Source organism: Micromonospora parastrephiae (assembly GCF_016802865.1).
GTDB lineage: Bacteria > Actinomycetota > Actinomycetes > Mycobacteriales > Micromonosporaceae > Micromonospora > Micromonospora parastrephiae.
The window spans coordinates 1-23829 of the sequence record NZ_JAEVHM010000026.1; the positions used below are offsets into that span (position 1 = coordinate 1).

Annotated in this window: 20 protein-coding genes and 3 tRNA genes; all 23 read right to left on the bottom strand. The window is 67.5% G+C overall.

Translation table 11 applies throughout. The features are described 5' to 3' along the window. Positions 1 to 357: 357 nt before the first annotated feature. Entirely contained in the window at positions 358 to 726 is a 369-nt protein-coding gene (locus tag JNW91_RS08395) for a hypothetical protein (protein WP_203174326.1), read from the bottom strand. A 92-nt stretch (positions 727 to 818) separates the two neighbouring features. Continuing rightward, complete coding sequence (locus tag JNW91_RS08400) at positions 819 to 4709, bottom strand: DNA-directed RNA polymerase subunit beta' (protein WP_203174327.1); 3891 nt, start codon at positions 4707 to 4709, stop codon at positions 819 to 821. A 121-nt stretch (positions 4710 to 4830) separates the two neighbouring features. Continuing rightward, positions 4831 to 8262, bottom strand: a complete 3432-nt coding sequence (rpoB, locus tag JNW91_RS08405) for a DNA-directed RNA polymerase subunit beta (protein ID WP_203174328.1) — start codon at positions 8260 to 8262, stop codon at positions 4831 to 4833. Between the two features lie 570 nt (positions 8263 to 8832). Then, positions 8833 to 9216, bottom strand: coding sequence for a 50S ribosomal protein L7/L12 (gene rplL / locus JNW91_RS08410; RefSeq protein WP_151488762.1), 384 nt, complete (start codon positions 9214 to 9216; stop codon positions 8833 to 8835). 54 nt (positions 9217 to 9270) lie between these two features. Then, positions 9271 to 9816, bottom strand: coding sequence for a 50S ribosomal protein L10 (gene rplJ / locus JNW91_RS08415; protein WP_074314622.1), 546 nt, complete (start codon positions 9814 to 9816; stop codon positions 9271 to 9273). Between the two features lie 353 nt (positions 9817 to 10169). Beyond that, the gene (locus JNW91_RS08420; RefSeq protein WP_203174329.1) at positions 10170 to 10859 is read right to left on the bottom strand and encodes a hypothetical protein; all 690 of its coding nucleotides are present in this window, start codon (positions 10857 to 10859) and stop codon (positions 10170 to 10172) included. Continuing rightward, complete coding sequence (locus tag JNW91_RS08425) at positions 10856 to 11701, bottom strand: ABC transporter ATP-binding protein (RefSeq protein ID WP_203174330.1); 846 nt, start codon at positions 11699 to 11701, stop codon at positions 10856 to 10858. The genes JNW91_RS08420 and JNW91_RS08425 overlap by 4 nt, the downstream gene beginning before the upstream one ends. Before the next feature lie 81 nt (positions 11702 to 11782). Further along, complete coding sequence (rplA, locus tag JNW91_RS08430; protein WP_203174331.1) at positions 11783 to 12499, bottom strand: 50S ribosomal protein L1; 717 nt, start codon at positions 12497 to 12499, stop codon at positions 11783 to 11785. A 77-nt stretch (positions 12500 to 12576) separates the two neighbouring features. Then, entirely contained in the window at positions 12577 to 13008 is a 432-nt protein-coding gene (gene rplK / locus JNW91_RS08435) for a 50S ribosomal protein L11 (protein WP_203174332.1), read from the bottom strand. A 188-nt stretch (positions 13009 to 13196) separates the two neighbouring features. Further along, a complete protein-coding gene (gene nusG, locus JNW91_RS08440; protein WP_139582412.1) occupies positions 13197 to 13919 on the bottom strand; it encodes a transcription termination/antitermination protein NusG in 723 nt (240 codons plus the stop codon). Positions 13920 to 13958: 39 nt separating this feature from the next. Then, complete coding sequence (gene secE / locus JNW91_RS08445; RefSeq protein WP_139582414.1) at positions 13959 to 14351, bottom strand: preprotein translocase subunit SecE; 393 nt, start codon at positions 14349 to 14351, stop codon at positions 13959 to 13961. 212 nt (positions 14352 to 14563) lie between these two features. Continuing rightward, a tRNA-Trp gene (locus JNW91_RS08450) sits at positions 14564 to 14636 on the bottom strand. A gap of 129 nt (positions 14637 to 14765) precedes the next feature. Continuing rightward, entirely contained in the window at positions 14766 to 15158 is a 393-nt protein-coding gene (locus JNW91_RS08455; protein WP_203174333.1) for a MaoC family dehydratase, read from the bottom strand. A 1-nt stretch (position 15159) separates the two neighbouring features. Beyond that, positions 15160 to 15606 (bottom strand): MaoC family dehydratase N-terminal domain-containing protein, encoded by a 447-nt coding sequence (locus tag JNW91_RS08460; RefSeq protein ID WP_203174334.1) that lies wholly within the window; start codon positions 15604 to 15606, stop codon positions 15160 to 15162. Between the two features lie 129 nt (positions 15607 to 15735). After that, positions 15736 to 15903: a 50S ribosomal protein L33 gene (rpmG, locus tag JNW91_RS08465; RefSeq protein WP_007073056.1), complete on the bottom strand. Its 168-nt coding sequence runs from the start codon at positions 15901 to 15903 to the stop codon at positions 15736 to 15738. A 132-nt stretch (positions 15904 to 16035) separates the two neighbouring features. Further along, positions 16036 to 16108: transfer RNA gene (locus JNW91_RS08470), tRNA-Met, on the bottom strand. Between the two features lie 24 nt (positions 16109 to 16132). Next, a tRNA-Thr gene (locus JNW91_RS08475) sits at positions 16133 to 16205 on the bottom strand. A gap of 93 nt (positions 16206 to 16298) precedes the next feature. After that, positions 16299 to 18827, bottom strand: a complete 2529-nt coding sequence (locus tag JNW91_RS08480) for a putative bifunctional diguanylate cyclase/phosphodiesterase (RefSeq protein ID WP_203174335.1) — start codon at positions 18825 to 18827, stop codon at positions 16299 to 16301. A 110-nt stretch (positions 18828 to 18937) separates the two neighbouring features. Beyond that, positions 18938 to 19147, bottom strand: coding sequence for a hypothetical protein (locus tag JNW91_RS08485; protein WP_203174336.1), 210 nt, complete (start codon positions 19145 to 19147; stop codon positions 18938 to 18940). 827 nt (positions 19148 to 19974) lie between these two features. Further along, positions 19975 to 20433 carry an HNH endonuclease gene (locus tag JNW91_RS08490; protein ID WP_203174337.1) on the bottom strand — a complete coding sequence of 153 codons (459 nt, stop codon included), beginning with the start codon at positions 20431 to 20433 and terminating at the stop codon, positions 19975 to 19977. 420 nt (positions 20434 to 20853) lie between these two features. Beyond that, entirely contained in the window at positions 20854 to 22116 is a 1263-nt protein-coding gene (locus JNW91_RS08495) for a NucA/NucB deoxyribonuclease domain-containing protein (protein ID WP_203174338.1), read from the bottom strand. Between the two features lie 221 nt (positions 22117 to 22337). Then, positions 22338 to 22715 (bottom strand): hypothetical protein, encoded by a 378-nt coding sequence (locus tag JNW91_RS08500; RefSeq protein WP_203174339.1) that lies wholly within the window; start codon positions 22713 to 22715, stop codon positions 22338 to 22340. Positions 22716 to 22887: 172 nt separating this feature from the next. Then, positions 22888 to 23829 (bottom strand): NAD-dependent epimerase/dehydratase family protein, encoded by a 942-nt coding sequence (locus JNW91_RS08505; RefSeq protein ID WP_203174340.1) that lies wholly within the window; start codon positions 23827 to 23829, stop codon positions 22888 to 22890.

A 23829-nucleotide genomic window follows, 5' to 3' on the forward strand; every position in this document is an offset into this window, starting at 1 on the left:
GCGTAGACGGCACCCCATTCGCCGGCGCAGACGGCGCCTCATCCGCCGGCGTAGACGGCACCCCATTCGCCGGCGCAGACGGCGCCTCATCCGCCGGCGTAGACGGCACCCCATTCGCCGGCGCAGACGGCGCCTCATCCGCCGGCGCAGACGGCGCCTCATCCGCCGGTTCGACCGTGGCTGGGGCTGGCGGCGGGGCCGGCGCGCCAGGAGGCCCGGCCGGTTCGTCCGCCGGGGGCCGCGCCGGTTCCGTCACGAGGTCCTCCTGTCGACAGGCCACCACCGCCGTGCGGCGGACACCGGCCAGGCTACCGCCGGGGGTCCCGCCGCCCACGCCGGGCGCGACCGCTGGTCGGGTCAGTCCATGTTCGTCGGGTAGTCATGGCCGAACGGCGAGCCCGCCAACCGCACCACCCCGATCACCACCGCGACCACCACGCTGACCGCGACCAGCACCAGGCCGATCCAGGCCATCCGCTCCCCCCGCCGCAGCCACGCGCCGCCGGTCAGGAAACCCCCCGAGGCGTACGCCTCGCGGCGCGCCTGCCGGGACAGCTGGAGCGCCACCGTCGCCGGCACCACCCCACCGACGAACAGGCCGGTCAGCATCCCGAGCAGCCCCAGCGCGAAGACCGCTCGCGCCTTCGTGGCGCGCGCCGGGTCGGGATCCAGCGGGTGCCGGGGGGGCTGCTGCGCGCTGGACACCTGGTCGGGTGCGGTGGTCATGCCCCCATTCTGCCGAAACCGGTGTGCGGGTGCGCGGGTCCGGACACGACGAGGCCCCCGGCAGGTGCCGGGGGCCTCGTCGGTGTTGGTGCTTAGCGGTACGACCCGAAGTCGAAGTCGTCCAGCGGCACAGCCTGCCCGCTGGCCGGCCCGAACCCGTAGTCGGTCTCCGGGTACCCGGTCATCGAGTAGACCTTGGCCTTGGCCTCCTCGGTCGGCTCCACCCGGACGTTGCGGTACTTGCTGATGCCGGTACCGGCCGGGATGAGCTTACCGATGATCACGTTCTCCTTGAGGCCGACCAGCGAGTCGCTGCGCGAGTTGATCGCAGCGTCGGTCAGCACCCGGGTGGTCTCCTGGAAGGAGGCCGCCGAGAGCCAGGAGTCGGTGGCCAGCGAGGCCTTGGTGATACCCATCAGCACGGGACGACCGGCGGCGGGCTCGCCGCCCTCCGAGACGAGTCGGCGGTTCTCCGACTCGAACAGCGCCCGGTCGACCAGCACACCCGGCAGGAACTCGGTCGAGCCGGAGTCGATGACCGTCACCCGCTTGAGCATCTGGCGGATGATGATCTCGATGTGCTTGTCGTGGATGAGCACGCCCTGCGAGCGGTAGACCTCCTGGACCTCACTGGTCAGGTGGACCTGGACCGCCCGCGGACCCATGATCCGCAGAAGCTCGTGCGGGTCGATGGTGCCCTCGGTCAGCTTCTCGCCGACCGCGACGTGACCGCCGTCGTGGGTCCGCAGCCGGACCCGCTTGGAAATCTTGTCGTAGACGATCTCGTCGCTGCCGTCGTCCGGCACCACGATGATCTTCCGGGACCGCTCGCCGTCCTCGATCCGGATCCGACCCGGGGTGTCGGCGATGGGCGCCTTACCCTTCGGGACCCGGGCCTCGAAGATCTCCTGGACACGCGGCAGACCCTGGGTGATGTCCTCACCCGCGACACCACCGGTGTGGAAGGTACGCATTGTCAGCTGCGTACCCGGCTCACCGATCGACTGGGCAGCGATGATGCCGACCGCCTCGCCGACGTCCACGGTCTTGCCGGTCGGCAGCGAACGCCCGTAGCAGGCACCGCAGACACCCAGCTTCGACTCGCAGGTGAGCACGCTGCGCACCCGGACCGTCTCCACGCCAGCGGCGACGATCTTGTCGACCCCGATGGAGTTGATGTCCTGACCCCGCTCGGCGACGACGGTGCCGTCCGGCCCCTTGATGTCGTCGGCCAGAGTGCGGGCGTGCACGCTGGTCTCGGCGTGCTCGTGCACGACCAGCCTGCCGTCCTCCAGACGCTCGCCGATCTGCATCGGGATCGCCCGGTCGGTGCCGCAGTCCTCCTCGCGGATGATCACGTCCTGGGAGACGTCCACCAGACGACGGGTCAGGTAACCCGAGTCGGCGGTCCGCAGCGCGGTGTCGGCGAGACCCTTACGGGCACCGTGCGTGGAGATGAAGTACTCCAGCACGGACAGACCCTCCCGGTAGCTGGCCTTGATCGGCCGCGGGATGATCTCGCCCTTCGGGTTGGCCACCAGACCACGGATCGCCGCGATCTGCCGGAGCTGGAGCAGGTTACCGCGGGCACCCGAATTGATCATCTTCCACAGTGGGTTCTCCTGCGGCAGCGCGGTGTCCATCTCCTTGGCGACCTCGTTGGTCGCCTTGGTCCAGATCTCGATGAGCTCGCCGCGACGCTCCTCGGCGGTCATCAGACCACGCTGGTACTGCTTGTCGATCCGGTCGGCTTCCTTCTCGTACTTCGCCAGGATCTCCGCCTTGCGCGGCGGGGCGATGACGTCCTCCATGCCGATCGTCACGCCGGACCAGGTGGCCCAGTGGAAACCAGCCTCCTTGAGACCGTCGAGGGTGGCGGCCAGCGCCACCTTGGGGAAGCGCTCGGCGAGGTCGTTGACGATCGCGGAGAGCTGACCCTTGCGGATCTCGTAGTTCACGAAGCGGTAGCCCTGCGGCAGCGTCTCGTTGAACAGCACCCGACCGAGGGTGGTCTCCACGGTCAGCGCCTCACCCTCGACCCAGCCCTCCGGGGCGGTCCAGGCCTCGGCGCCGGCGCCGTTGTCGACACCGATCACGCCACGCAGACGGATCTTCACCGGAGCCTGCAGGTGCAGCTCACCGTTGTCGAACGCCATCCGCGCCTCGGCGTCCGAGCTGAACGCCCGACCCTCGCCCTTCTCACCGGCGGTGAGGTGGGTGAGGTGGTACAGGCCGATGACCATGTCCTGGGTGGGCATGGTGACCGGCTTGCCGTCGGCCGGCTTGAGGATGTTGTTCGACGACAGCATCAGGATCCGCGCCTCGGCCTGAGCCTCGGCGGACAGCGGCACGTGCACCGCCATCTGGTCACCGTCGAAGTCGGCGTTGAACGCGGTGCAGACCAGCGGGTGGATCTGGATCGCCTTGCCCTCGACCAGCTGCGGCTCGAAGGCCTGGATGCCCAGGCGGTGCAGGGTCGGTGCGCGGTTGAGCAGCACCGGGTGCTCGCCGATGACCTCTTCCAGCACGTCCCACACGACCGGGCGCTGACGCTCGACCATCCGCTTGGCGGACTTGATGTTCTGTGCGTGGTTGAGGTCGACCAGCCGCTTCATCACGAACGGCTTGAACAGCTCCAGCGCCATCTGCTTGGGCAGACCGCACTGGTGCAGCTTGAGCTTCGGGCCGACCACGATGACCGAACGGCCGGAGTAGTCGACGCGCTTGCCCAGCAGGTTCTGGCGGAAGCGGCCCTGCTTGCCCTTGAGCATGTCGGACAGCGACTTGAGCGGGCGGTTACCCGGACCGGTGACCGGCCGACCGCGGCGGCCGTTGTCGAACAACGCGTCGACGGCCTCCTGGAGCATCCGCTTCTCGTTGTTGACGATGATCTCGGGCGCGCCGAGGTCGATCAGCCGCTTGAGGCGGTTGTTCCGGTTGATCACGCGGCGGTACAGGTCGTTCAGGTCCGAGGTCGCGAACCGGCCACCGTCGAGCTGCACCATCGGGCGCAGGTCCGGCGGGATGACCGGGACGCAGTCCAGCACCATGCCGAGCGGCGAGTTGCGGGTGTTCAGGAACGCCGCCACGACCTTGAGTCGCTTGAGCGCCCGGATCTTCCGCTGGCCCTTGCCGGACCGGATGGTCTCCCGCAGGCTCTCGGCCTCGGCGTCGAGGTCCATGTTCTGGACCAGCGCCTTGATCGCCTCGGCGCCCATCGAACCGGTGAAGTACTCACCGAACCGGTCGCGCAGCTCGCGGTAGAGCAGCTCGTCGGTGACCAGCTGCTTCGGCTCCAGCTTGCGGAAGGTGTCCAGCACCTCGTCCAGGCGGTCGATCTCGCGCTGGGCCCGGTCGCGGATCTGGCGCATCTCGCGCTCTCCGCCCTCCTTGACCTTGCGCCGGACGTCCGCCTTGGCACCCTCGGCCTCCAGCTCGGCCAGGTCGGCCTCGAGCTTGGCGGCCCGCTTCTCGATCTCTGAGTCGCGGCTGTTCTCGGACTGCCGCTTCTCGGCCAGGATCTCGTTCTCGATCGTCGAGAGGTCACGGTGACGCGACTCCGCGTCCACGCTCGTCACGACGTACGAGGCGAAGTAGATGATCTTCTCGAGGTCCTTGGGGGCGAGGTCCAGCAGGTAACCCAGCCGGCTCGGCACGCCCTTGAAGTACCAGATGTGGGTCACCGGAGCAGCGAGCTCGATGTGCCCCATCCGCTCACGACGAACCTTGGAGCGAGTCACCTCGACGCCGCAGCGCTCACAGATGATGCCCTTGAACCGGACGCGCTTGTACTTACCGCAGTAGCACTCCCAGTCCCGCTGCGGACCGAAGATCTTCTCGCAGAAGAGCCCGTCCTTTTCCGGCTTCAGGGTGCGGTAGTTGATCGTCTCAGGCTTCTTGACCTCGCCGTGCGACCACTGACGGATGTCGTCGGCGGTGGCGAGACCAATGCGCAGCTCGTCGAAGAAGTTGACGTCGAGCACTATGTCCCCTATGTCGTCGTCTGTACAGCTAAATCACGGGCGGGGTTGGGGGCCGACCGACTCGCGTCGGGATCAAGCCTGACCGCCCAGAGCGAGGCGGTCGGCCCCCAACCTCCACCACCTACACCTCTTCGACCGAGCTCGGCTCGCGCCGGGACAGGTCGATTCCCAGCTCCTCAGCGGCCCGGAACACCTCGTCGTCGGTCTCGCGCATTTCCAGGGCCACGCCGTCGCTGGAGAGCACCTCAACATTGAGGCACAGCGACTGCAGCTCCTTGAGCAGCACCTTGAACGACTCCGGGATGCCCGGCTCCGGGATGTTCTCGCCCTTGACGATGGCCTCGTAGACCTTCACCCGGCCGAGCACGTCGTCGGACTTGATCGTGAGCAGCTCCTGCAGGGCGTACGCGGCGCCGTACGCCTGCATCGCCCAGCACTCCATCTCACCGAAACGCTGACCACCGAACTGCGCCTTACCACCCAGCGGCTGCTGCGTGATCATCGAGTACGGGCCGGTCGACCGAGCGTGGATCTTGTCGTCGACCAGGTGGTTGAGCTTCAGGATGTAGATGTAGCCGACCGCGATCGGGTCCGGCAGAGGCTCACCGGAACGACCGTCGAACAGCTGCGCCTTGCCGCTGGAACCGATCAGCTGCTTGCCGTCACGGTTGGGCAGCGTCGACGACAGCAGGCCGGAGATCTCGGCCTCCCGAGCGCCGTCGAAGACCGGGGTGGCCACGTTCGTGTCCCCCTCGGACTCGTGCGCGTCGATCGAGCGCAGCTGCCGCTTCCAGTCGGTGTCGTCGCCTTCGACCTTCCAACCGGTCTTGGCGACCCAACCGAGGTGGGTCTCCAACACCTGGCCGATGTTCATCCGGCTCGGCACACCCAGCGGGTTGAGCACGATGTCGACCGGGGTGCCGTCCTCCAGGAACGGCATGTCCTCGATCGGCAGGATCTTCGAGATGACACCCTTGTTGCCGTGTCGGCCGGCGAGCTTGTCGCCGTCCTGGATCTTGCGCTTCTGGGCGACGTAGACCCGGACCAGCTCGTTGACGCCCGGCGGCAGTTCGTCGCCGTCCTCCCGGGAGAACGTGCGCACACCGATGACCGTGCCGGTCTCGCCGTGCGGCACCTTCAGCGAGGTGTCCCGGACCTCACGCGCCTTCTCACCGAAGATCGCGCGAAGCAGCCGCTCCTCCGGGGTCAGCTCGGTCTCGCCCTTCGGCGTGACCTTGCCGACCAGGATGTCGCCGGGGACGACCTCGGCGCCGATCCGGATGATGCCGCGCTCGTCGAGGTCAGCGAGCATTTCCTCGCTGACGTTCGGGATGTCGCGGGTGATCTCCTCCGGGCCGAGCTTGGTGTCCCGGGCGTCGACCTCGTGCTCCTCGATGTGGATCGAGGTGAGCACGTCCTGCTGCACGAGGCGCTGCGACAGGATGATCGCGTCCTCGTAGTTGTGCCCCTCCCAGGTCATGAAGGCCACGAGCAGGTTGCGCCCGAGTGCCATCTCGCCCTCGTCGGTGCACGGCCCGTCGGCGATGACCTGACCGGCCTCCACGCGGTCGCCCTCGAAGACCACCGGCTTCTGGTTGACGCAGGAGCCGGCGTTGGAGCGGCGGAACTTGTGCAGCAGGTACGTCCGGCGGTGGCCGTCATCCTGGTGGATGGTGACGTAGTCGGCGCAGAGGTCCTCGATCACACCGCCGACCTCGGCGACAACCACGTCGCCGGCGTCGACCGCGGCCCGGTACTCCATGCCCGTACCCACCAGCGGCGCCTCGGCCTTGACCAGCGGCACCGCCTGGCGCTGCATGTTCGCGCCCATCAGTGCCCGGTTGGCGTCGTCGTGCTCGAGGAACGGGATCATGGCGGTCGCGACCGAGGTCATCTGCCGCGGCGAGACGTCCATGTAGTCGACGGCGCCGGGGACAACGTCCTCGGTCTCACCGCCCTTACGACGACACAGGACCCGGTCCTCGGCGAACGTGCCGTCGGCCTTCAACGGCGCGTTGGCCTGGGCCTTGACGAACCGGTCCTCCTCGTCCGCGGTCAGGTAGTCGATCTGGTCGGTGACCCGACCCTCGACGACCTTCCGGTACGGCGTCTCGATGAAGCCGAACGGGTTGACCCGGGCGAAGGTGGACAGCGCGCCGATCAGGCCGATGTTCGGGCCTTCCGGCGTCTCGATCGGGCACATCCGGCCGTAGTGGGACGGGTGCACGTCGCGGACCTCGAAGCCGGCCCGCTCCCGGGACAGACCACCCGGGCCGAGCGCGCTCAGCCGACGCCGGTGGGTCAGGCCCGCCAGCGGGTTGGTCTGGTCCATGAACTGGGACAGCTGCGACGTACCGAAGAACTCCTTGATCGCCGCCACCACCGGGCGGATGTTGATCAGGGTCTGCGGGGTGATCGCCTCGACGTCCTGCGTGGTCATCCGCTCACGGACGACCCGCTCCATGCGGGACAGGCCGACCCGAACCTGGTTCTGGATCAGCTCACCCACGGTGCGCAGGCGCCGGTTGCCGAAGTGGTCGATGTCGTCGGCCTCGTAGCCGTCCTCACCGGCGTGCAGCCGGCAGAGGTACTCCACGGTGGCGACGATGTCGTCCTCGGTGAGCGTGCCGGTGGTGATCGGCACGTCCACTTCGAGCTTCTTGTTGAACTTGTAGCGCCCGACCTTGGCGACGTCGTACCGCTTCGGGTTGAAGAAGAGGTTGTCGAGCAGGGTCTGGGCGTTCTCGCGCGTCGGCGGCTCGCCAGGGCGCAGCTTGCGGTAGATGTCTAGCAGGGCCTCGTCGGCGCCGGCGATGTGGTCCTTCTCGAGCGTGGTCATCAGCAGCTCGGACCAGCCGAACCGCTCACGGATCCGCTCGGCCGACCATCCGATGGCCTTGAGCAGGACCGTGACGGCCTGCCGACGCTTGCGGTCGATACGTACGCCGACCGTGTCGCGCTTGTCGATGTCGAACTCCAGCCAGGCACCCCGACTCGGGATGACCTTGACGCTGGAGAGGTCGCGGTCGGAGGTCTTGTCCGGCTGCTTGTCGAAGTACACGCCCGGGGACCGGACGAGCTGGCTGACCACGACGCGCTCGGTGCCGTTGATGACGAAGGTGCCCTTGGGCGTCATCATCGGGAAGTCACCCATGAACACCGTCTGGCTCTTGATCTCGCCAGTGGTGTTGTTGGTGAACTCCGCGGTCACGAAGAGCGGAGCGCAGTAGGTCAGGTCCTTCTCCTTGCACTCCTCGATCGAGGCCTTGACCTCGTCGAAGCGCGGCGCCGAGAAGGAGAGCGACATGGTGCCGGAGAAGTCCTCAATGGGACTGATCTCTTCAAGGATCTCCGCGAGACCCGAGCGTGCGTGCGGGTCGTCCGCCGACCGGCCCTGCCAAGCCTCGTTGCCGACGAGCCAGTCGAAGGACTCGTTTTGGATGGCAAGGAGGTTGGGGACCTCGAGGTGTTCGGTGATCCTGCCGAATGAAACTCGGCGGGGAGCGAATGCGCTCGACGTACGACTGGTCTTCGCAGGGCGGGAAGCTGCCAAGATGCGTCCTTCCGAGGACCGGTGCTGCAGAACGGCTGGTACGCGTGCACTCCAATGACCCCACCAGAAATATCCGTAAACGGACATTTCCGAGCAGGGGTCAAGTCGGAAGGCAGCGCAAACTAGCAGTGTAGCCGAGAGGCTAACCGCTGTCCAGCCCACCCCGCAGGTCGTTCGCGGAACGCGCCTCGGCCCCCGTGAACCGGGGTCTGCCGGGCCGCTCAGAACGCAACGTCCCCACCGGGCCGCGCGGGTTGCCGCGGCCGTTGGTGCCGCCGCTGTCATTACCCACGTTGTGGCCGTCGCAAGCGCGGTGTCTTGCTGGTGTCAGCGTGCCTGGCAGCCCGGGGCCGCGTCAAGGGCCGGTATCCGGGTCATCCGTTCTTTCCCACCGCAGGTGGACCCGCCGCGCTCGTTCGAGGCCGTGCGCCGATCGTCGACGCCCAGGTCAGGACGGTTGCCGCCGGATCCACCAACACGGCGGGCGGCGATCCGTGTCGGATCACCGCCCGCCGCGACGCGATCGTGTCGCGGCTCACCGAGCCGGGCACGCGCAGGTGGAACGTCAGGTCACTTGAGGGTGACCTTGGCGCCCTCGCCCTCGAGCTTGGCCTTCGCCTTGTCGGCGGTCTCCTTGTTGACCTTCTCCAGGATGGCCTTCGGCGCGGACTCGACCGCGTCCTTGGCCTCCTTGAGGCCCAGGCCGGTCAGCTCACGCACGACCTTGATGACCTGGATCTTCTTGCCGCCGTCAGCCTCGAGGATGACGTCGAACTCGTCCTTCTCCGGCTCGGCCTCGGCGGCGGCCGGGGCGCCACCAGCGGCGGCAACCGCGACCGGAGCCGCGGCGGTGACCTCGAAGGTGTCCTCGAACTGCTTCACGAACTCGGAGAGCTCGATCAGCGTCATCTCCTTGAACGCGTCGAGCAGCTCGTCGGTGCTGAGCTTCGCCATGTCTGGCGTCCTTTCCTGAAACTAATAAGTAAGAACTGGTGCGCTCGGACGGCCTCAGGCCGCCTCGGCGCTCTCCTTCTCGCGCTTGTCCTGCAGGGCAGCCGCCAGACGGGCGGTCTTCGACAGCGGGGCCTGGAACAGGGCCGCGGCCTTGCTCAGGTTGCCCTTCATCGCGCCGGCCAGCTTGGCCAGCAGCACCTCGCGGGACTCCAGGTCGGCGAGCTTCGTGACCTCGGCCGCGGAAATGGCCTTGCCCTCGAAGACACCGCCCTTGATGACGAGCTTCGGGTTGGCCTTCGCGAAGTCACGAAGCCCCTTCGCCGCCTCGACGACGTCGCCCGAAACGAAAGTCAGCGCGGTAGGACCGGTGAACAGCTCGTCGAGGCCGTTGATGCCCGCGTCCGTCGCAGCACGCTTCGCCAGCGTGTTCTTCGCGACCGTGTAGCTGGTCTCGGCGCCGAGCGAGCGCCGCAGCTGGGTGAGCTGGGAAACCGTCAGACCGCGGTACTCGGTCAGCACGGTGGCGCCCGCGTTGCGGAAGCTCTCGGTCAGCTCAGCGACGGCCGTGGCCTTGTCGGCCCGGATCGGCTTGTCCGCCATGTCCCTCCTCTCTCGTTACTCGAGGCTGGTCCCCGTCATGGCCGAAGCCGGAACGGGGGCGGAGGCAGCACGACAACGAGAAAAGCCCCGGCGCAGGGCGCACGGGGCGAGGGCCGGCGGATCGACACGGTCGGCGGACCATGCTCACTGCCGAGTTACGCTTGCCGCCCTACGCGGGTCGCCCGTATGTCGCGGGACCTTCGACCGTGCCGGAGCACGGTGACCAGCGGTCTCTGGGTGGTTCCTCATCCATGAGAACACGGATGACGGTTGAAGAGTACGCGCCCGCGCCACCAGCGCCAAATCGCCCCCTGTGAGCCGGGCCACCGACGATCGACGCCCAACGGCGCCGGTCAGCCCTGCGCCCGCCGCCGCCACAGGTAGCCGCCGACCACCGCGGCGCTCCAGGCCAGCGCCCACACGCTCAGTCCGAGCAGGGTGAGCGCGGCCGCGTCGCCCGCCGAGGCCCGGGCGGTAGCCATGAGCGGCGGGGCCAGCCAGGGGGCCACCGACCCGGTCAGGCCGAGCACCACCGCGCCGACACCGCCGAGGGCCAGCACCGCGACGCCGTACCCGGCGCCGCCCACCGACGCCCGGCTGGCCAACGCGCCAAGGGCAACCGCGGCGGGTACGACCAGCAGGTGCGCCCACAGCCCCAGCGCGAGACCGACCGGCACCGACCGGTCCCCCGGGTCGACCGGGCCGGTGACCCCGCCGACCAGCCACGGAAAGACCAGCGCGACGGCCACCGTCGCCAACGCCGCCACGCCGGCGGCGAGCAGGCCCGCCGACCGCTCCCGGGCCACGCCGACGGACACCTGGGCGAGCCGGCGCTGCACGTCCGGCTCCACGTCCAACAGGATCTTGGTCTGCCAGGCGAGCACCGGAAAGAGCACCACCGCGGAGACGCCGTACGCCTCCGCCGGCTGGGCCCGGCCGCCCCCGTACAGCGTGCCGAGCGCCACGAGACCGGCGAGCAGCGGCGCCAGCGCCCGCCCGGTACGCAGGAAGCCGGCCAGCCGCAGCCGGACCAGGGCGATCATCGGGCCTCCCCCGTCGCCGGCTCGACCATCGCGTCGGTGCCGCCCGACCGCTCGGGCGCCAGCTCACCGGCCGGTCGAATCGGTGGCGCGGCGGGGCGAGCCGGTGGTGCGGCGTCGGGGCGTACCCGAAGGATCTGATGGCCGTCGGCCCGCAGGCGGGCGACGGTGCCGGCGACCCGCGAGGCCGGCACCGCGACCTCGACCACGGCGACGGCCTCGTCCGCCGACGGCGTCTCCTCGGTCAGCGCGCCGTCCGCCACCGTCCAGCGGCGCGCGCCCGGCAGCCGGACCGTCTCCCCCCGATGATCACTGACGAGGACCGCGCCGTCGGCGGCGAGCACCTCGTCGATCAACTCGGGGACCAGCTCACGGGTCGCGGCGTCCAGCCCCTCCCACGGCTCGTCGAGCACCAGCAGGCCGGGCGGGCGCAGAATCGCCTGGGCGAGGCCCACCTTCTGCGCGGTGCCCTTGGACAGCTCCGGCAGGCGTACCGCGCGGAACCGGGCCAGCCCGAGCCGGTCCGTCCAGGCGGTCACGGCGTCGTCGGCAGCGGAGCGGCCCAACCCGGCCACCCGTGCCATCCCGGTCAGGTAGCGGGCCACGGTGAACGGCTGATCGGCGGGGAAACGCTCCGGCACCCAACCGACCCGTCCCGGCCGGTCACTGACCCGACCCCGGCCCGGTCTGAGCACCCCGGCGGCCACCTGGAGCAGCGTCGACTTGCCCACCCCGTTGCGGCCCAGCACGACCGCCACCTCACCCGGACCGATCCGTACGTCGACTCCGCGCAGCACCCACGGCCCGCGCCGGTGGTACCGCAACCAGACGTTCTCCAGCCGCATGCGGTCGAGCCTGCCACATCACGAAAGCGCTGGGGCGCGCCACAGGTGTGGCGGCGCCCCAGCGGAGCTAACTGGTCGGGCTCAGGCCTCGGCCGAGTCCTCCGTGAGGTTCTTCACCAGGTTCGGGTCGACCGGGACGCCCGGGCCCATCGTGGTGGTCAGGATGACCTTGCGGAGGTACTTGCCCTTCGCCGCGGACGGCTTGGCCCGCAGCACCTCGTCGAGCACCGCCGCGTAGTTGTCCACCAGCTGGTTCTCCGTGAAGGAGGCCTTGCCGATGATCAGGTGCAGGTTGGAGTGCTTGTCCACCCGGAAGGTGATCTTGCCGCCCTTGATGTCCTGCACCGCCTTGGTGACGTCCATGGTCACCGTGCCGGTCTTCGGGTTCGGCATGAGACCGCGCGGGCCCAGGATCCGCGCGATCCGGCCGATCTTGGCCATCTGGTCCGGCGTGGCGATCGCCGCGTCGAAGTCGAGCCAACCACCCTGGATCCGGGCGACCAGCTCGTCGGTGCCCACCTCGTCCGCACCCGCGGCGGCGGCCTCTTCGGCCTTCGCGCCGCCGGCGAACACGATCACGCGGGCGGTCTTACCGGTGCCGTGCGGCAGGTTGACCGTGCCGCGGACCATCTGGTCCGCCTTGCGGGGGTCGACGCCGAGGCGCATGGCGACCTCGACCGTGGCGTCGAACTTGACGTTGGTGGTCTCCTTGGCCAGCTTCACGGCCTCGGCGGGGGTGTAGAGCTTGGACCGGTCGATGACGTCGGCGGCCTTGCGGTAGCTCTTGCTGCGCTGCATTACTGATTACTCCTGTGGTCTCTGGCGGGCCGCTCGGCGCGAGCCCTCCCACGATCGGGTCGTCGGCGGGGCCGACGTCAGTCGTTGACGGTGATGCCCATCGACCGGGCGGTGCCGGCGATGATCTTCTCGGCCTGGTCCAGGTCGTTGGCGTTGAGGTCGGCCATCTTCTTCTCGGCGATCTCACGCAGCTGGGCGCGGCTGACCGAACCCACCTTCTCGGCCTGCGGAACGCCGGATCCCTTCTGCACACCGGCGGCCTTGATCAGCAGCCGGGCGGCGGGCGGGGTCTTCAGCACGAAGGTGAAGGACCGGTCCTCGTACACGCTGATCTCGGCGGGGACGATGTCGCCCCGCTGGGACTCGGTCTGCGCGTTGTAGGACTTGCAGAACTCCATGATGTTCACGCCGTGCTGGCCGAGCGCGGGGCCGACCGGCGGCGCCGGCGTGGCCTGGCCCGCCGGCAGCTGAAGCGTGAACGTCTTGACGAGCTTCTTCTTCGGAGGCATGTCACTTCCTGGGGCTTGGAGCTGGGAAAATGCGGCTGAACACCGCCCTGGCGGCGCGCACGGTCAGCGCGGTGCGACAGCGGCGACGTTCAAGAGTAGCGCAGGCCGCAGCCCGCTCGTCCGCCGAGGTCGAGCGGGAGGGCGTACGCCGACGTCGGCGGCGGGCCGAGCCCGCCGCCGACGACCGGTCAGATCTTGGCGACCTGGTTGAAGTTGAGCTCCACCGGGGTCTCCCGGCCGAAGATCGACACCAGCACCTTGAGCTTCTGCTGGTCGGCGTTGATCTCGCTGATCGTGGCCGGCAGCGACGCGAACGCGCCGTCGGTGACGGTGACCGAGTCACCCACCTCGAAGTCGAGGACCTTGATCTCCGGCTTCGCCTTCTTCTGCTCGGTCTCGACGGCCGGCGCCAGCCACTTCAGCACCTCGTCGAGGGAGAGCGGCGCGGGCCGGTCGGCCCGGTCGGTCGCGCCGACGAAGCCGGTCACGCCCGGGGTGTTACGGACACACGAGTAGGACTCGGCGGTCAGCTCCATCCGGACCAGGATGTAACCCGGGAAGACCTTGGCCTGGATCTGGGAACGCTTACCGTTCTTGACCTCGACCTCTTCCCGGGTCGGCACCTCGACCTGGTAGATGAAGTCCTCCATGTCGAGGCTCGTGATCCGGGTCTCGAGGTTGGTCTTGACCTTGTTCTCGTAGCCGGCGTACGAGTGCACCACGTACCAGTCACCCGGCGCGTAGCGCAGCTTCTGCCTTAGCTCCGCAACCGGGTCGTACTCCTCGTCCGGCTCGGGCTCGGTCGTTGGGAACTCCGGCTCGCTGGCGGCCTCAACCGACTCGTCACCAGCCGCCGTCGCGACGGTGGACTGCTCGTCCACCGGTCCGGCGGTCTCGTCGTACTCAGGCACGCTCGCTCACTTCCGTCACTATCGGCTGGAGGCAGCCGGTCAGCTCGAGTTGCCGAAGACAAACAGCACGACCTTGGCGAAGCCGTAGTCCAGCACTCCGACGATCGTCAGCATCACCGCGACGAACGTCACCACCACGGCGGTGTAGGTCAGCAACTCCTTGCGGGTCGGCCAGATGACCTTACGCAGTTCGGCCACGACCTCGCGGAAAAACCGGGCGACACGGCCGAAGACACCCACCCGACCGGTCTCCGACCGGGTGGTCGGCCGGCTGTCCGCCGACTCCGCACGGGCCCGCGACCGCGTCGCGGTGCCTCCCCGGGAGACCGGCTCGTCCGCGCTGGAGGCGTCGTCGTCGGCTACCTCGTCGACGACCTCGTCGTCCAGACGATCGTCGCCGGCGTCCTCGCCGCGCCGCTTGTTGTCGGCCACTTCGCCCTCCGTCGCGGAATCTCGGGTCGCACGCCGGGTGGCGTGCGCGGCGCTGGTCACGCCGGCCGGGCCCAACCGTCCCGCGACGGGCCGCGGCCGGTGGATCAACCGGGGGCCCGAATGCCTCGGAACCACCCCGCCGATGCCACCACCACGGGCCGGACGCCGCCATGTCGGCAGCGCGACCCACGGGAACGGTCAGGCCTGAGGCGCAGGGGTGACAGGACTTGAACCTGCAGCCTGCGGTTTTGGAGACCGCTGCTCTGCCAATTGAGCTACACCCCTGTGCGGCAACACTCGCCCCACCCGGCCACAGACGACCGAGCAGGGGTCACTTGCCCCACGGCGGACCAGTGTACGGGTAGCCGCCCGACTTTCCCAACCGGTCTCCCCGCCACGCGTGGCGGGCCCGGTTCAGCGTGCCGTCCGGATGGTCGCCCGGGCCTGCGCGAGCACCTTCTCGCCCAGACAGGTGGCGCTCACATCGAGCCGGGTGAGGCCCTCCTCGGTCACCTCACGGACCTTCGCGGTGACCTCGATCTCGGTCCCCTGGTCGTCGTCGGGGACCACCACGGGCCGGGTGAACCGGACGCCGTACTCGACCACCGCGTCGGGCGACCCGGCCCACTCGGTGACCGCCCGGCCGACCAGCGCCATGGTGAACATGCCATGGGCGATCACCCCGGGCAGGCCCACCTTGGTGGCGACCCGGTCGCTCCAGTGGATCGGGTTGAAGTCACCCGAGGCGCCGGCGTAGCGGACCAGGTCCGCACGGGTCACCCGGAACGTCTTGGTTGGCAGCTCCATCTCAGGCCTCCCCGCGTACGACGAGCTTGGACCAGACCGCGACCACCGGCTCGCCGGCAACGGTGTTCACGTCGGTGCGGGTGGTCAGGAAGCCGTGCCCGCCCCGGGTGTTGACGTCCTCGATGGTGTTCGTGCAGACCAGCTCGTCGCCCGCGGCCACCGGCCGGGTGTACGCGAACCGCTGGTCGCCATGCACCACACGGCTGTAGTCGACACCCAGCGCCGGATCCTCGATGATCTGCCGGTTGGCCGCCATGGTCACCACGAATGGGAAGGTCGGCGGGGCGATCACATCGGAGTGGCCGAGCGCCCGGGCCGCCTCCGGGTCGTGGTAGGCCGGGTCGGTGGCGCCGATGGCGGTGGCGAACTCACGGATCTTTTCTCGGCCCACCTGGTAGGGGGCGGTCGGCGGATACGTTCGGCCGACGAAGGAAGGGTCCAGAGGCATGCCGCGAACCTACACGGAAAGCACAATCGCCGATCTGCTCGGTCGACGGCGGCGGTAGCCGCGTCGTACCGGTCAGATCGGCGATCGGGAAAGCTTCAGAACGCGGGCCGGCGCAGGGCCGGCCACGAATCAGCGGGTCTCGCGGTGGACCGTGTGCCGACCGTCACGCGGGCAGAACTTCTTCAGCTCGATGCGGTCGGGGTCGTTACGCCGGTTCTTGCGCGTGATGTAGTTGCGCTCCTTGCACTCCACACACGCCAAAGTGATCTTCGGCCGGACATCGGTAGCCTTCGCCACGGCGGAGTGCCTTCCTCGCTAACGGAAACAACTACGACGCGCCAGCCTAGCTGCTGGCTGCGCGGACATGCAAAGTGGGCGCCAGTGGCGCCCATTCCCACGACCACCGGGAACGAGCCCGGAAGACGAGAGTAGCGGTGGCCGGACTTGAACCGGCGACACAGCGATTATGAGCCGCTTGCTCTGCCATCTGAGCTACACCGCCGCGGTGGGTCCAGCTGAACCCTCGAGCCCCCTTACGGAATCGAACCGTAGACCTTCTCCTTACCATGGAGACGCTCTGCCGACTGAGCTAAGGGGGCCTGCGCGATCTCCCCGTGGGGCGCGCAGAAGTTAGAATACACGGCCCGGCTCGGCAGGTGAAATCGGATCCCCGATGATCGTCTACGCCCAGCTCAGGGCACGACGCGCAGGCGCGGAAGCTCTCCACCCGAGATCGTTTCCGGGTCCACCTGGGCACCGAACCAGGCGGCCAGCCGCTCGTACGGCAGCGGCCGACTGAACAGGAAACCCTGCCCGATCTCGCAGCCGATGTCCTGAAGAAGCTCCAGGGTCAGCTCGCTCTCCACGCCCTCGGCGACCACGGCCAGGCCGAACTGCTGGGAGAGCGTCACCACCGCGTTGACGATCGCCAGGTCCCCCGGATCGGTCGCCATGCCCTGCACGAACGAGCGGTCCACCTTCACCTCGTGCACCGGCAGCCGGCGCAGGTGAGCCAGGGACGAGTCGCCGGTGCCGAAGTCGTCCACCGACAGTCGTACGCCGAGGTCGCGCAACCGTTGCAGGGTCGGGATGGGCCGGTCCGTACCGTCCAGCACCCCTGCCTCGGTGATCTCCAGGGTGAGGCGCTGCGCCGGCACCCCGTACTCGGTCAGCAGCTCCCGCACCTGGTCCGGGAAATGTTGGTCGGTGAGCGACCGGGCGGCGAGGTTGACCGCGATGGGCAACGGCTGGTTGGCCTCGGCCCAGTCCCGGCTACGTCGCAGCCCCTCACGGAGCACCACCTCGGTGAGCCGCCTCAACTGCCCGGTGTGCTCGGCGACCGCGACGAAGTCCTCCGGAGCGACCGTGCCGTGCGTCGGATGCTCCCACCGGGCCAGGCACTCCACACCGACCAGCCGGCGGTCCCGCAAGGTCACCTTGGGCTGGAAGTAGACCTCCAGCTCGCCCTGGTCCAACGCCTGGCGCAGGTCCCCGGCGAGGCCCAACCGGCGCAGCGACCGCGATTCCAGGCCCGGGTTGAACAACTGCACACTGCCCGGGACCGACTTGGCGGCGGTGGCCGCCAGATCCACCCGGAGCAGAAGGGTCGCGGGGTCACTGCCGTGATCCGGGTGGACGGCCACCCCGACGGCAGTGTTCACGTCGAGGGTGAGCGCGTCGAAGACCATCTCGTCACGGATCTGCTCACGCAACTGGCCGGCCAGTTCCAGCGCCGCGTCAGCACTGTCCAGTCGCAGGGTCACCAGGAACTCGTCCCCACCGGCGCGGCCGACCAGAGCCGACGACGGCGCGCTGGCCCGCAGCCGGGCGGCGACCTCGGCGAGGACCTTGTCCCCCGCTGCGTGGCCGAGCGACTCGTTGACCTGGCGCAACCCGTCAACGTCGAAGAGCAGCAGAGCCACCACTTCGCCGTCGGTACGGATCTTGACCGACTCCTCCAGTGCGCCGGTGATCCGCCGCCGGTTGGGCAGCTTGGTCAGGGCATCGTGGTACGCGTCGTGTCGCAGCCGATCAACCAACCGGGAATTCTCCAGGGCAACCGCGGCGTGCGCGGCCACCGTCTCGAAGACCGCGATGTCCGCGGGCGTGAAGTTGTTGCCATCACCGAGACGATTGGCCACCTCGAGGGTGCCGATGACGACCTGACCCGACCGCAGCGGCACCACCACCGCGTCCTTGATCCGCCGTTCGGCCAGGTCGGCGCGGAACTCCCCGTCGGTGGTCACGCCGCGGCCGACGGCAACCGTGCGCCGGGTGTCGCGGACCCGCTCCCGGATCGCCGGCGGGGTGAGCGCCAGGTCGAGCAGACCGGGGTCGTCCACCCGGGCGGTCAACAAGGTCTCCGGGTGCCGCCCCTGGGCCGGGAGCCACAACGTCGCGTACTCCACCTGCATCAGAGCCCGGACCCGGCCGAGCAGCGCATCCGCCAGCGTGCCGCTGTGCCCGCTCTCGACCACCGCGCGGGTCAGGTCGTACAGGTCGGTGAGGGTGCGGTGCTGACGGAAGAACTGGGCGTACGCCCGATAGACCAGGGCAAGGCCGGCGCCCAGGGCGGCGAGCAGGAGCAGCGACCACCACGTGCTCCGGACCAGGATCAGCACGACCAGGCCCACCGACACGTTGATCGCCGCGGTGAGCACCGCCGGCGTGGCGGTACGCAACGTCCCGCGCCCGGTCTGCCAGCCGTGCAGCAGGGTGTGCACCGCGACCACGCTGGCGTAACTGATGAGGATCACCATGCACACGGCGGCGAAGATGCTGCCCCAGGTGCTCGGCCCCACTCCCTCGATGGGCGGGAGCGCCTGGAGTACCAGTACCGCCAGCGACGTCCCCGCCGCGGCCCGCGCCACGTTGAACCACACCTTGGGCGCCGAAAACCGCTGCCGGGTGTGGGTGATGAGCGAGCTCAACGTGTAGATGACCACCACCGTGAGCGGCGGCAGAAAGTAGAGCGCGAGGACCATCGGCAGCTCGGTGAGCGTGACACCGATCGTCTGCCGCCGAACAACCAGGCTGAGCAGCGGCAACCCCGCCACGATCATGAAGGCGAGGAGAAGAGCCGCCTCCGGCCAGTCGCCGAATGGCTCCTTCGCGACCAACCCCGTGATGGTGGCGCAGGTGACCGCGATCAGCGCGAGAGGCGCGGTGATGATCCAGGCGTCCTCGGACGACCTGCGCCCGGGTTGACCGCGACCGATCATGGCGCTCCTTCGGATTGACGCCTAGCGGTCACGGCACCTCACGGAGTGTTCCATCAAAGGCGTACGGCACCCCAGACAGCCACATCAGATGACGGGCCAGGGCGCGCCGCTCACTGCCAGACGATGTCGCCATCCTGCGGGCTGTGCCAGACGATGTCGCCAGCCTGCGGGGTCTGCCAGACGATGTCGCCAGCCTGCACGCGCTGCCAGACAATGTCGCCAGCCTGCACGCTGCCCCCTGCGTTGCCGCCGAGTTTGACACCGCCGATGCCGCTCGCGAGCGCGGCGAGGACTAGAAGTGAGCCAAGCAGCCGGCCCAACCTACGACCAGACATGATTGCTCCTGTCGGAAAGTGTCGTGGTGATAGTGGAGGTTCCACGATCGTGCCACAGCGTAGACAGCCAGAAAAGTGGTGGCGGCCCCGACTGGCCCCACCGTCCGTGACTTACCGCCGTTCGGCCCACCACCCTCGTCACGCGGGGCCAGATCACGAGCCTTCGGGGCAGCTCACCCGCTTCACACAGCGTTGATTACGACCTTCACCACAATTCGGCCCAGCCATAGCGGACCAGCAAATCCGGTGCGGCAGTTACTATGAGTGACGCGCCGGACTGGTAGGTCCACGCTTGCGCTCCGTGTCCGGCCATCGACCACCATACCGGGTCTTGTCCAGCACGCCAGTACCTCGACGGATTCCTTTCAGATGGGTTGCAGGCGGCTCGAAATGGTCCAGGAGAGGTTTTCCGCAGCTCAACGGACAAGGCGGTTCTGGGGTGGGGGCGACGGGCCCGAGCAGGCTGCCCGCACAGCAGGCCCAGTAGCCGCCGGCCAGGCCACTTTTCTCGACTCAGACGTACGCGATCCGCTCGGACCGGCATCGGGCCCGGGCTCAGGATCTCCGCAGGGGCCAGAAACCGGTCCGCACCTGACCGGACAAGCCCCCGGCTCCTCGCAGGCAGCGAGTTGGCCGCCGCTGTCGGCCTCGTTGAAGTAGGCCATGCCGGCGTAGACCGCCCGCACGCAGGTACGCCGGGCGGCCCCAGCCTGGTCGGCTCGCCCGACCAGGGAGCACACACTGGTTATCGACGATCGCCAAGCGACGGCGCAGGTGTCGGCGGGTCGGCCCGCGCCGTGACCGCGGATGACCTAGGTCAAGGGCTCTGCGCCCTTCCATTTTGCTATGAACTCGCGGCCCCGCTCGGTCAACGCGTACCGCTCCATCTGGTCGACGCCCATGATGACGACACGGCCCCCAGGACGAACGATCTTCACCAAGAGGCCATCCTGCAGAAGATAGCTCAGCAGGATGCTCAATCCCCCGGGAAGATCGATGGTTCCGGCGTCCGGCTGTTCAGCGAACAGAGTAAGCACCCGCCGTTCGAGATCGCCGTAGCGACTGTTCAAGAGAGCCAGATTTGCCTTGTACTGCAACATGGCCTTCCGGTCGATCTCGCCTCGATCGAACCGAGTGTGACAGGTGGGACACAGAGCAATGATGTTGCTGAACGCGTGTTCCTGGACCTTGCTCCACGGGTCGATGTGCGCCAGCTCGACCGGGACCTGGCGGCAGGTCGGGATGGCGCAACGATGGCCGGCCTCGACCAAGACCTGACGCTCGAGCTCTCGCGGAATCGCTGGCCTCCAGCAGGCATATCATCCCCCATCAGGCGGGCCCGGCAGGCGGTCGATCGGCCGGTAGATCAGGCGCAACAGCGATAGAGACGACAAAAGCCCTCGACTAGCGTTTCCGCAGGTCAAGGGCCTTGCCAGTCCCTGGTGGCGGGTAGAGGATTCGAACCTCTGTAGCTTTCGCGACGGATTTACAGTCCGCCGACCTCGGCGCCCGGACCTGGAAGGACTGTCCACCACGTGCGACAGGCGACACCTATGCGACACGCGTAGGCCGCCAGAAGGTGAGCGCCGAAGAGTTGCCACTCCTCCTCTAAGGCGAGCGAGTCGAGCCGAACATGGGATCGACTCGCCGTACGCAACGTCGGCGGTCAAGCTCTCAGCATGCGCATAAAGCTATGGGGCAATATTGATGTAGAACTTGTCAAAGTCGAGGATGCGCTGATCTTGGTAGAGAAACACGTTCATGTCTGAGCCGCCGTTGGAGTTCTGGACTTCGTCGATCATGCAAGAGCTCCAGCCCGAAGGTCCGGTCACGCCCGTCGGTAGGGCTGAGACCGAGCACCACGGAAAGGTGCGACCCGTCGCGGTTCTGCCGGCGGCGCCTTGTTGGGTCGAGGCCATCGGGTATTCATCGCAACTCCTACCCTCTGGGCGAGGCCACGAAGTCGGGCAAGCTTTAGCTCGGTTTCTGTTCTGCAACATGGGGTCGACGAGCCGAGTTAGTGGAGCAGTGTTCGGCCCCGTTCCAGGGAAAGCGCCGGGAAGTCCCGATTGCTGGGCATCCCGGATATGCTCCGCAAGCTCAGCGTAAGGACCACTTAGACGGTAGGTATAGACGCCTGCCCAATCGGGAAAGATGCAGCCAGGAACGCTGTAGCCTGGAACAGAATTGTCGCAGCGAATCGTCGGAAATTCGCTGACCAATTCAGTCGTTGCCCCACCTGAGGCGTTCCAGGAGGGGTTGAAAAAACGGTGCTTAAAGACGCCCTCCATGGTACTCCTGGTACCCGCTGCGGTTTGCGTAGTCCGCAAATAAGCCTCACCACCGGGACGACTGCTAAGGGTTACCGGCTGAATTGGGAAATCTGAACTCACGAGGGTACAGGCACCGGTGCACTGCGCAGTTCCACCGACGGTTGTCCCTGCAATTTGTCCCCAGCCGTCGTACATACTGAGCTGAATTTGCTGGGCAACGGTGACAGAGGTGGAAGAACCGTACGTGAATCGGTATTCATTGAAACTCATTTCACCGATGACAGCGTTGTTGGGGAGGCTTCGCACCGAAACCTTGAGGCCGGTAATCGTGCATGCCTCTTCCCGAAACCCGTACCAGTTACCATCCAGGGCACTATCAAGACACCATTGCGGCACGGGTAGAATGGCCTGAGCTTGCATGTCGTCAGTCCGGACACGTCTAGTGGGCCCGTAGGTCACACATGCCGCGACATCCTTGCCTGCTGCAACCAGATCATGACGCTTATTTTCAAGTTCATCGCAATCACCAGAGTCAAGCGCTGCTGGACTCGCCTTGACCATCGAAAGAATGGGGTGCTGCTCGGTCGAGGGCAGGAGTGCAGGGCTTACCGAGGCACTCTTTCCAGGACTCGCCGTTGACGCTTGTGCGACGTTCTGCGGCGCCAGCGGCGCTGCCAGCATTAGCCACACCACAGGTACGGCTATCATTGCTGGTGTCCTCATGGATTACCTCCAACAGGTCCGGTGAGGGCATGTGCGGTGACAATCTCCCCGTATTGTCACCGCATACTTACCGCTGCAACATATCGTTGTCGGCCGCTGTGAGCAAGGTTTCGGTAGCTGCGATTTGGCGGCCGATTGAGGTTCAGACAGGTTCACCAGGACCGGGTTCAGCGCTGCGGCTAACTCGCGGCCAGCCGTGCCGAGATGCTGGCGCTTAGAAGCCGACCAGGCCGGTCTTCATCGTTTGGCGCGACGTCGTCTTCGACGTCGGCCCAGAATTCGAGCGTCTCGGTCACGAACACCCACTGTTGAACAGTAAGTGTGATTGTTATCACTTTATCGCCGGCCGGCCATCCCTCTCCGCCACGGACAAGCTGATCCCAGCCAGCCTGGCGAACGCTTTTTCCAAGCGCAATATAGTGTCCGGGCTTGCCATTCATTATCGCCGTGTCGACTTCGTTGTCGACCGTTGCATCGACGATCTGCCATTGGCGAACCGTCATTGCCATCGTCTTATGAGCGCCGCCCTGATCGACGCCTTCAAGGTCGTTCACCATTTCGAACCCGTCCTTCCAACCAGAAACCGCTCGCGCCCTGCGTTGCCCGAAGGTGCAACCGACGCTCTCAAGTCCGCAATCCTTATGCCAGTCTCGAAGTGACGGCTTCGCAACCCCCATGGCACACATGGTTCCAAAATCGTTCTTGTCAGACCGAAACGTGACTGCCGTACTAGCCAAGCGACCATGACTCCCAGGCGTCTGCAAGGATCTTGCTCAGTTCAGAATTGGCTGGTGTCCAGCCGAGAAGGCTGTGCGCTTGGCTGACGTCGGCGATCAGTTCCGGCGGTTCAGGCTTAGGCGGTTGACGGCGGACGGTCACCGGGTGGCCGGTGACCTGTTCGGCGGTAGCTACCACGGTGGCCATGCTCGTTCCGATGCCTGAGCCAAGGTTGATGGTCTGGCTGGTGCCTGGTGTGCAGACGGTTAGGGCGAGCCGGACTGCGGTGGCGACATCGGCCACGTGGACGAAGTCTCGCACTGCCGCCCCGTCGCCGTTGAGGGTTACGTGGTCAAGTTCTCCGGTGATCGCGCGGAAGACGTTCGGGATAATCCGTGCGCGGTCGGTGTCGGTAACGCCGTCGACGGCCCCAGCGATGTTAAAGGGTCGAAGGGTAACCGCCCCGATTGCTCCGGTCGCCGCATACGCCGCGACCATTTGCTCAGCCGCGACTTTGGAAGCCGCATAGGGACTCTCGGGGTGCGGGTCGAGGTCTTCGGACAGTGCGCCGTGGTGCTGCGACCCGTAGACGATGTTGGTGGAGGCGAAGACCAGCGAGGCCGGCGCGGTGGTGGTCCGCGCGGCGTCTAAGGCCATGAGCAGGTTCAGGGTGCCGGCCGCATTGACGTCGAAATAACCCAGCGGGTCAGCGAACGAGTCCCGCCCGCTGGTCAACGCCGCAAGGTGTACGACTCCTTCGTACCCACCCTTCTGAACGATCTCGAAGAGCCGCGCACGGTCCCGGATGTCCCCCGTCACCAGCTCGACGCCGGACGGTGCGGTTCGGTCACCGCGGCCCCGGGTCATGACCGTGACCCGGTGCCCGGCGGCAAGCAGGTCGCGGGCTACGGCGCGGCCGAGGAATCCCAGCCCACCAGTTACTAGTACGTGCAC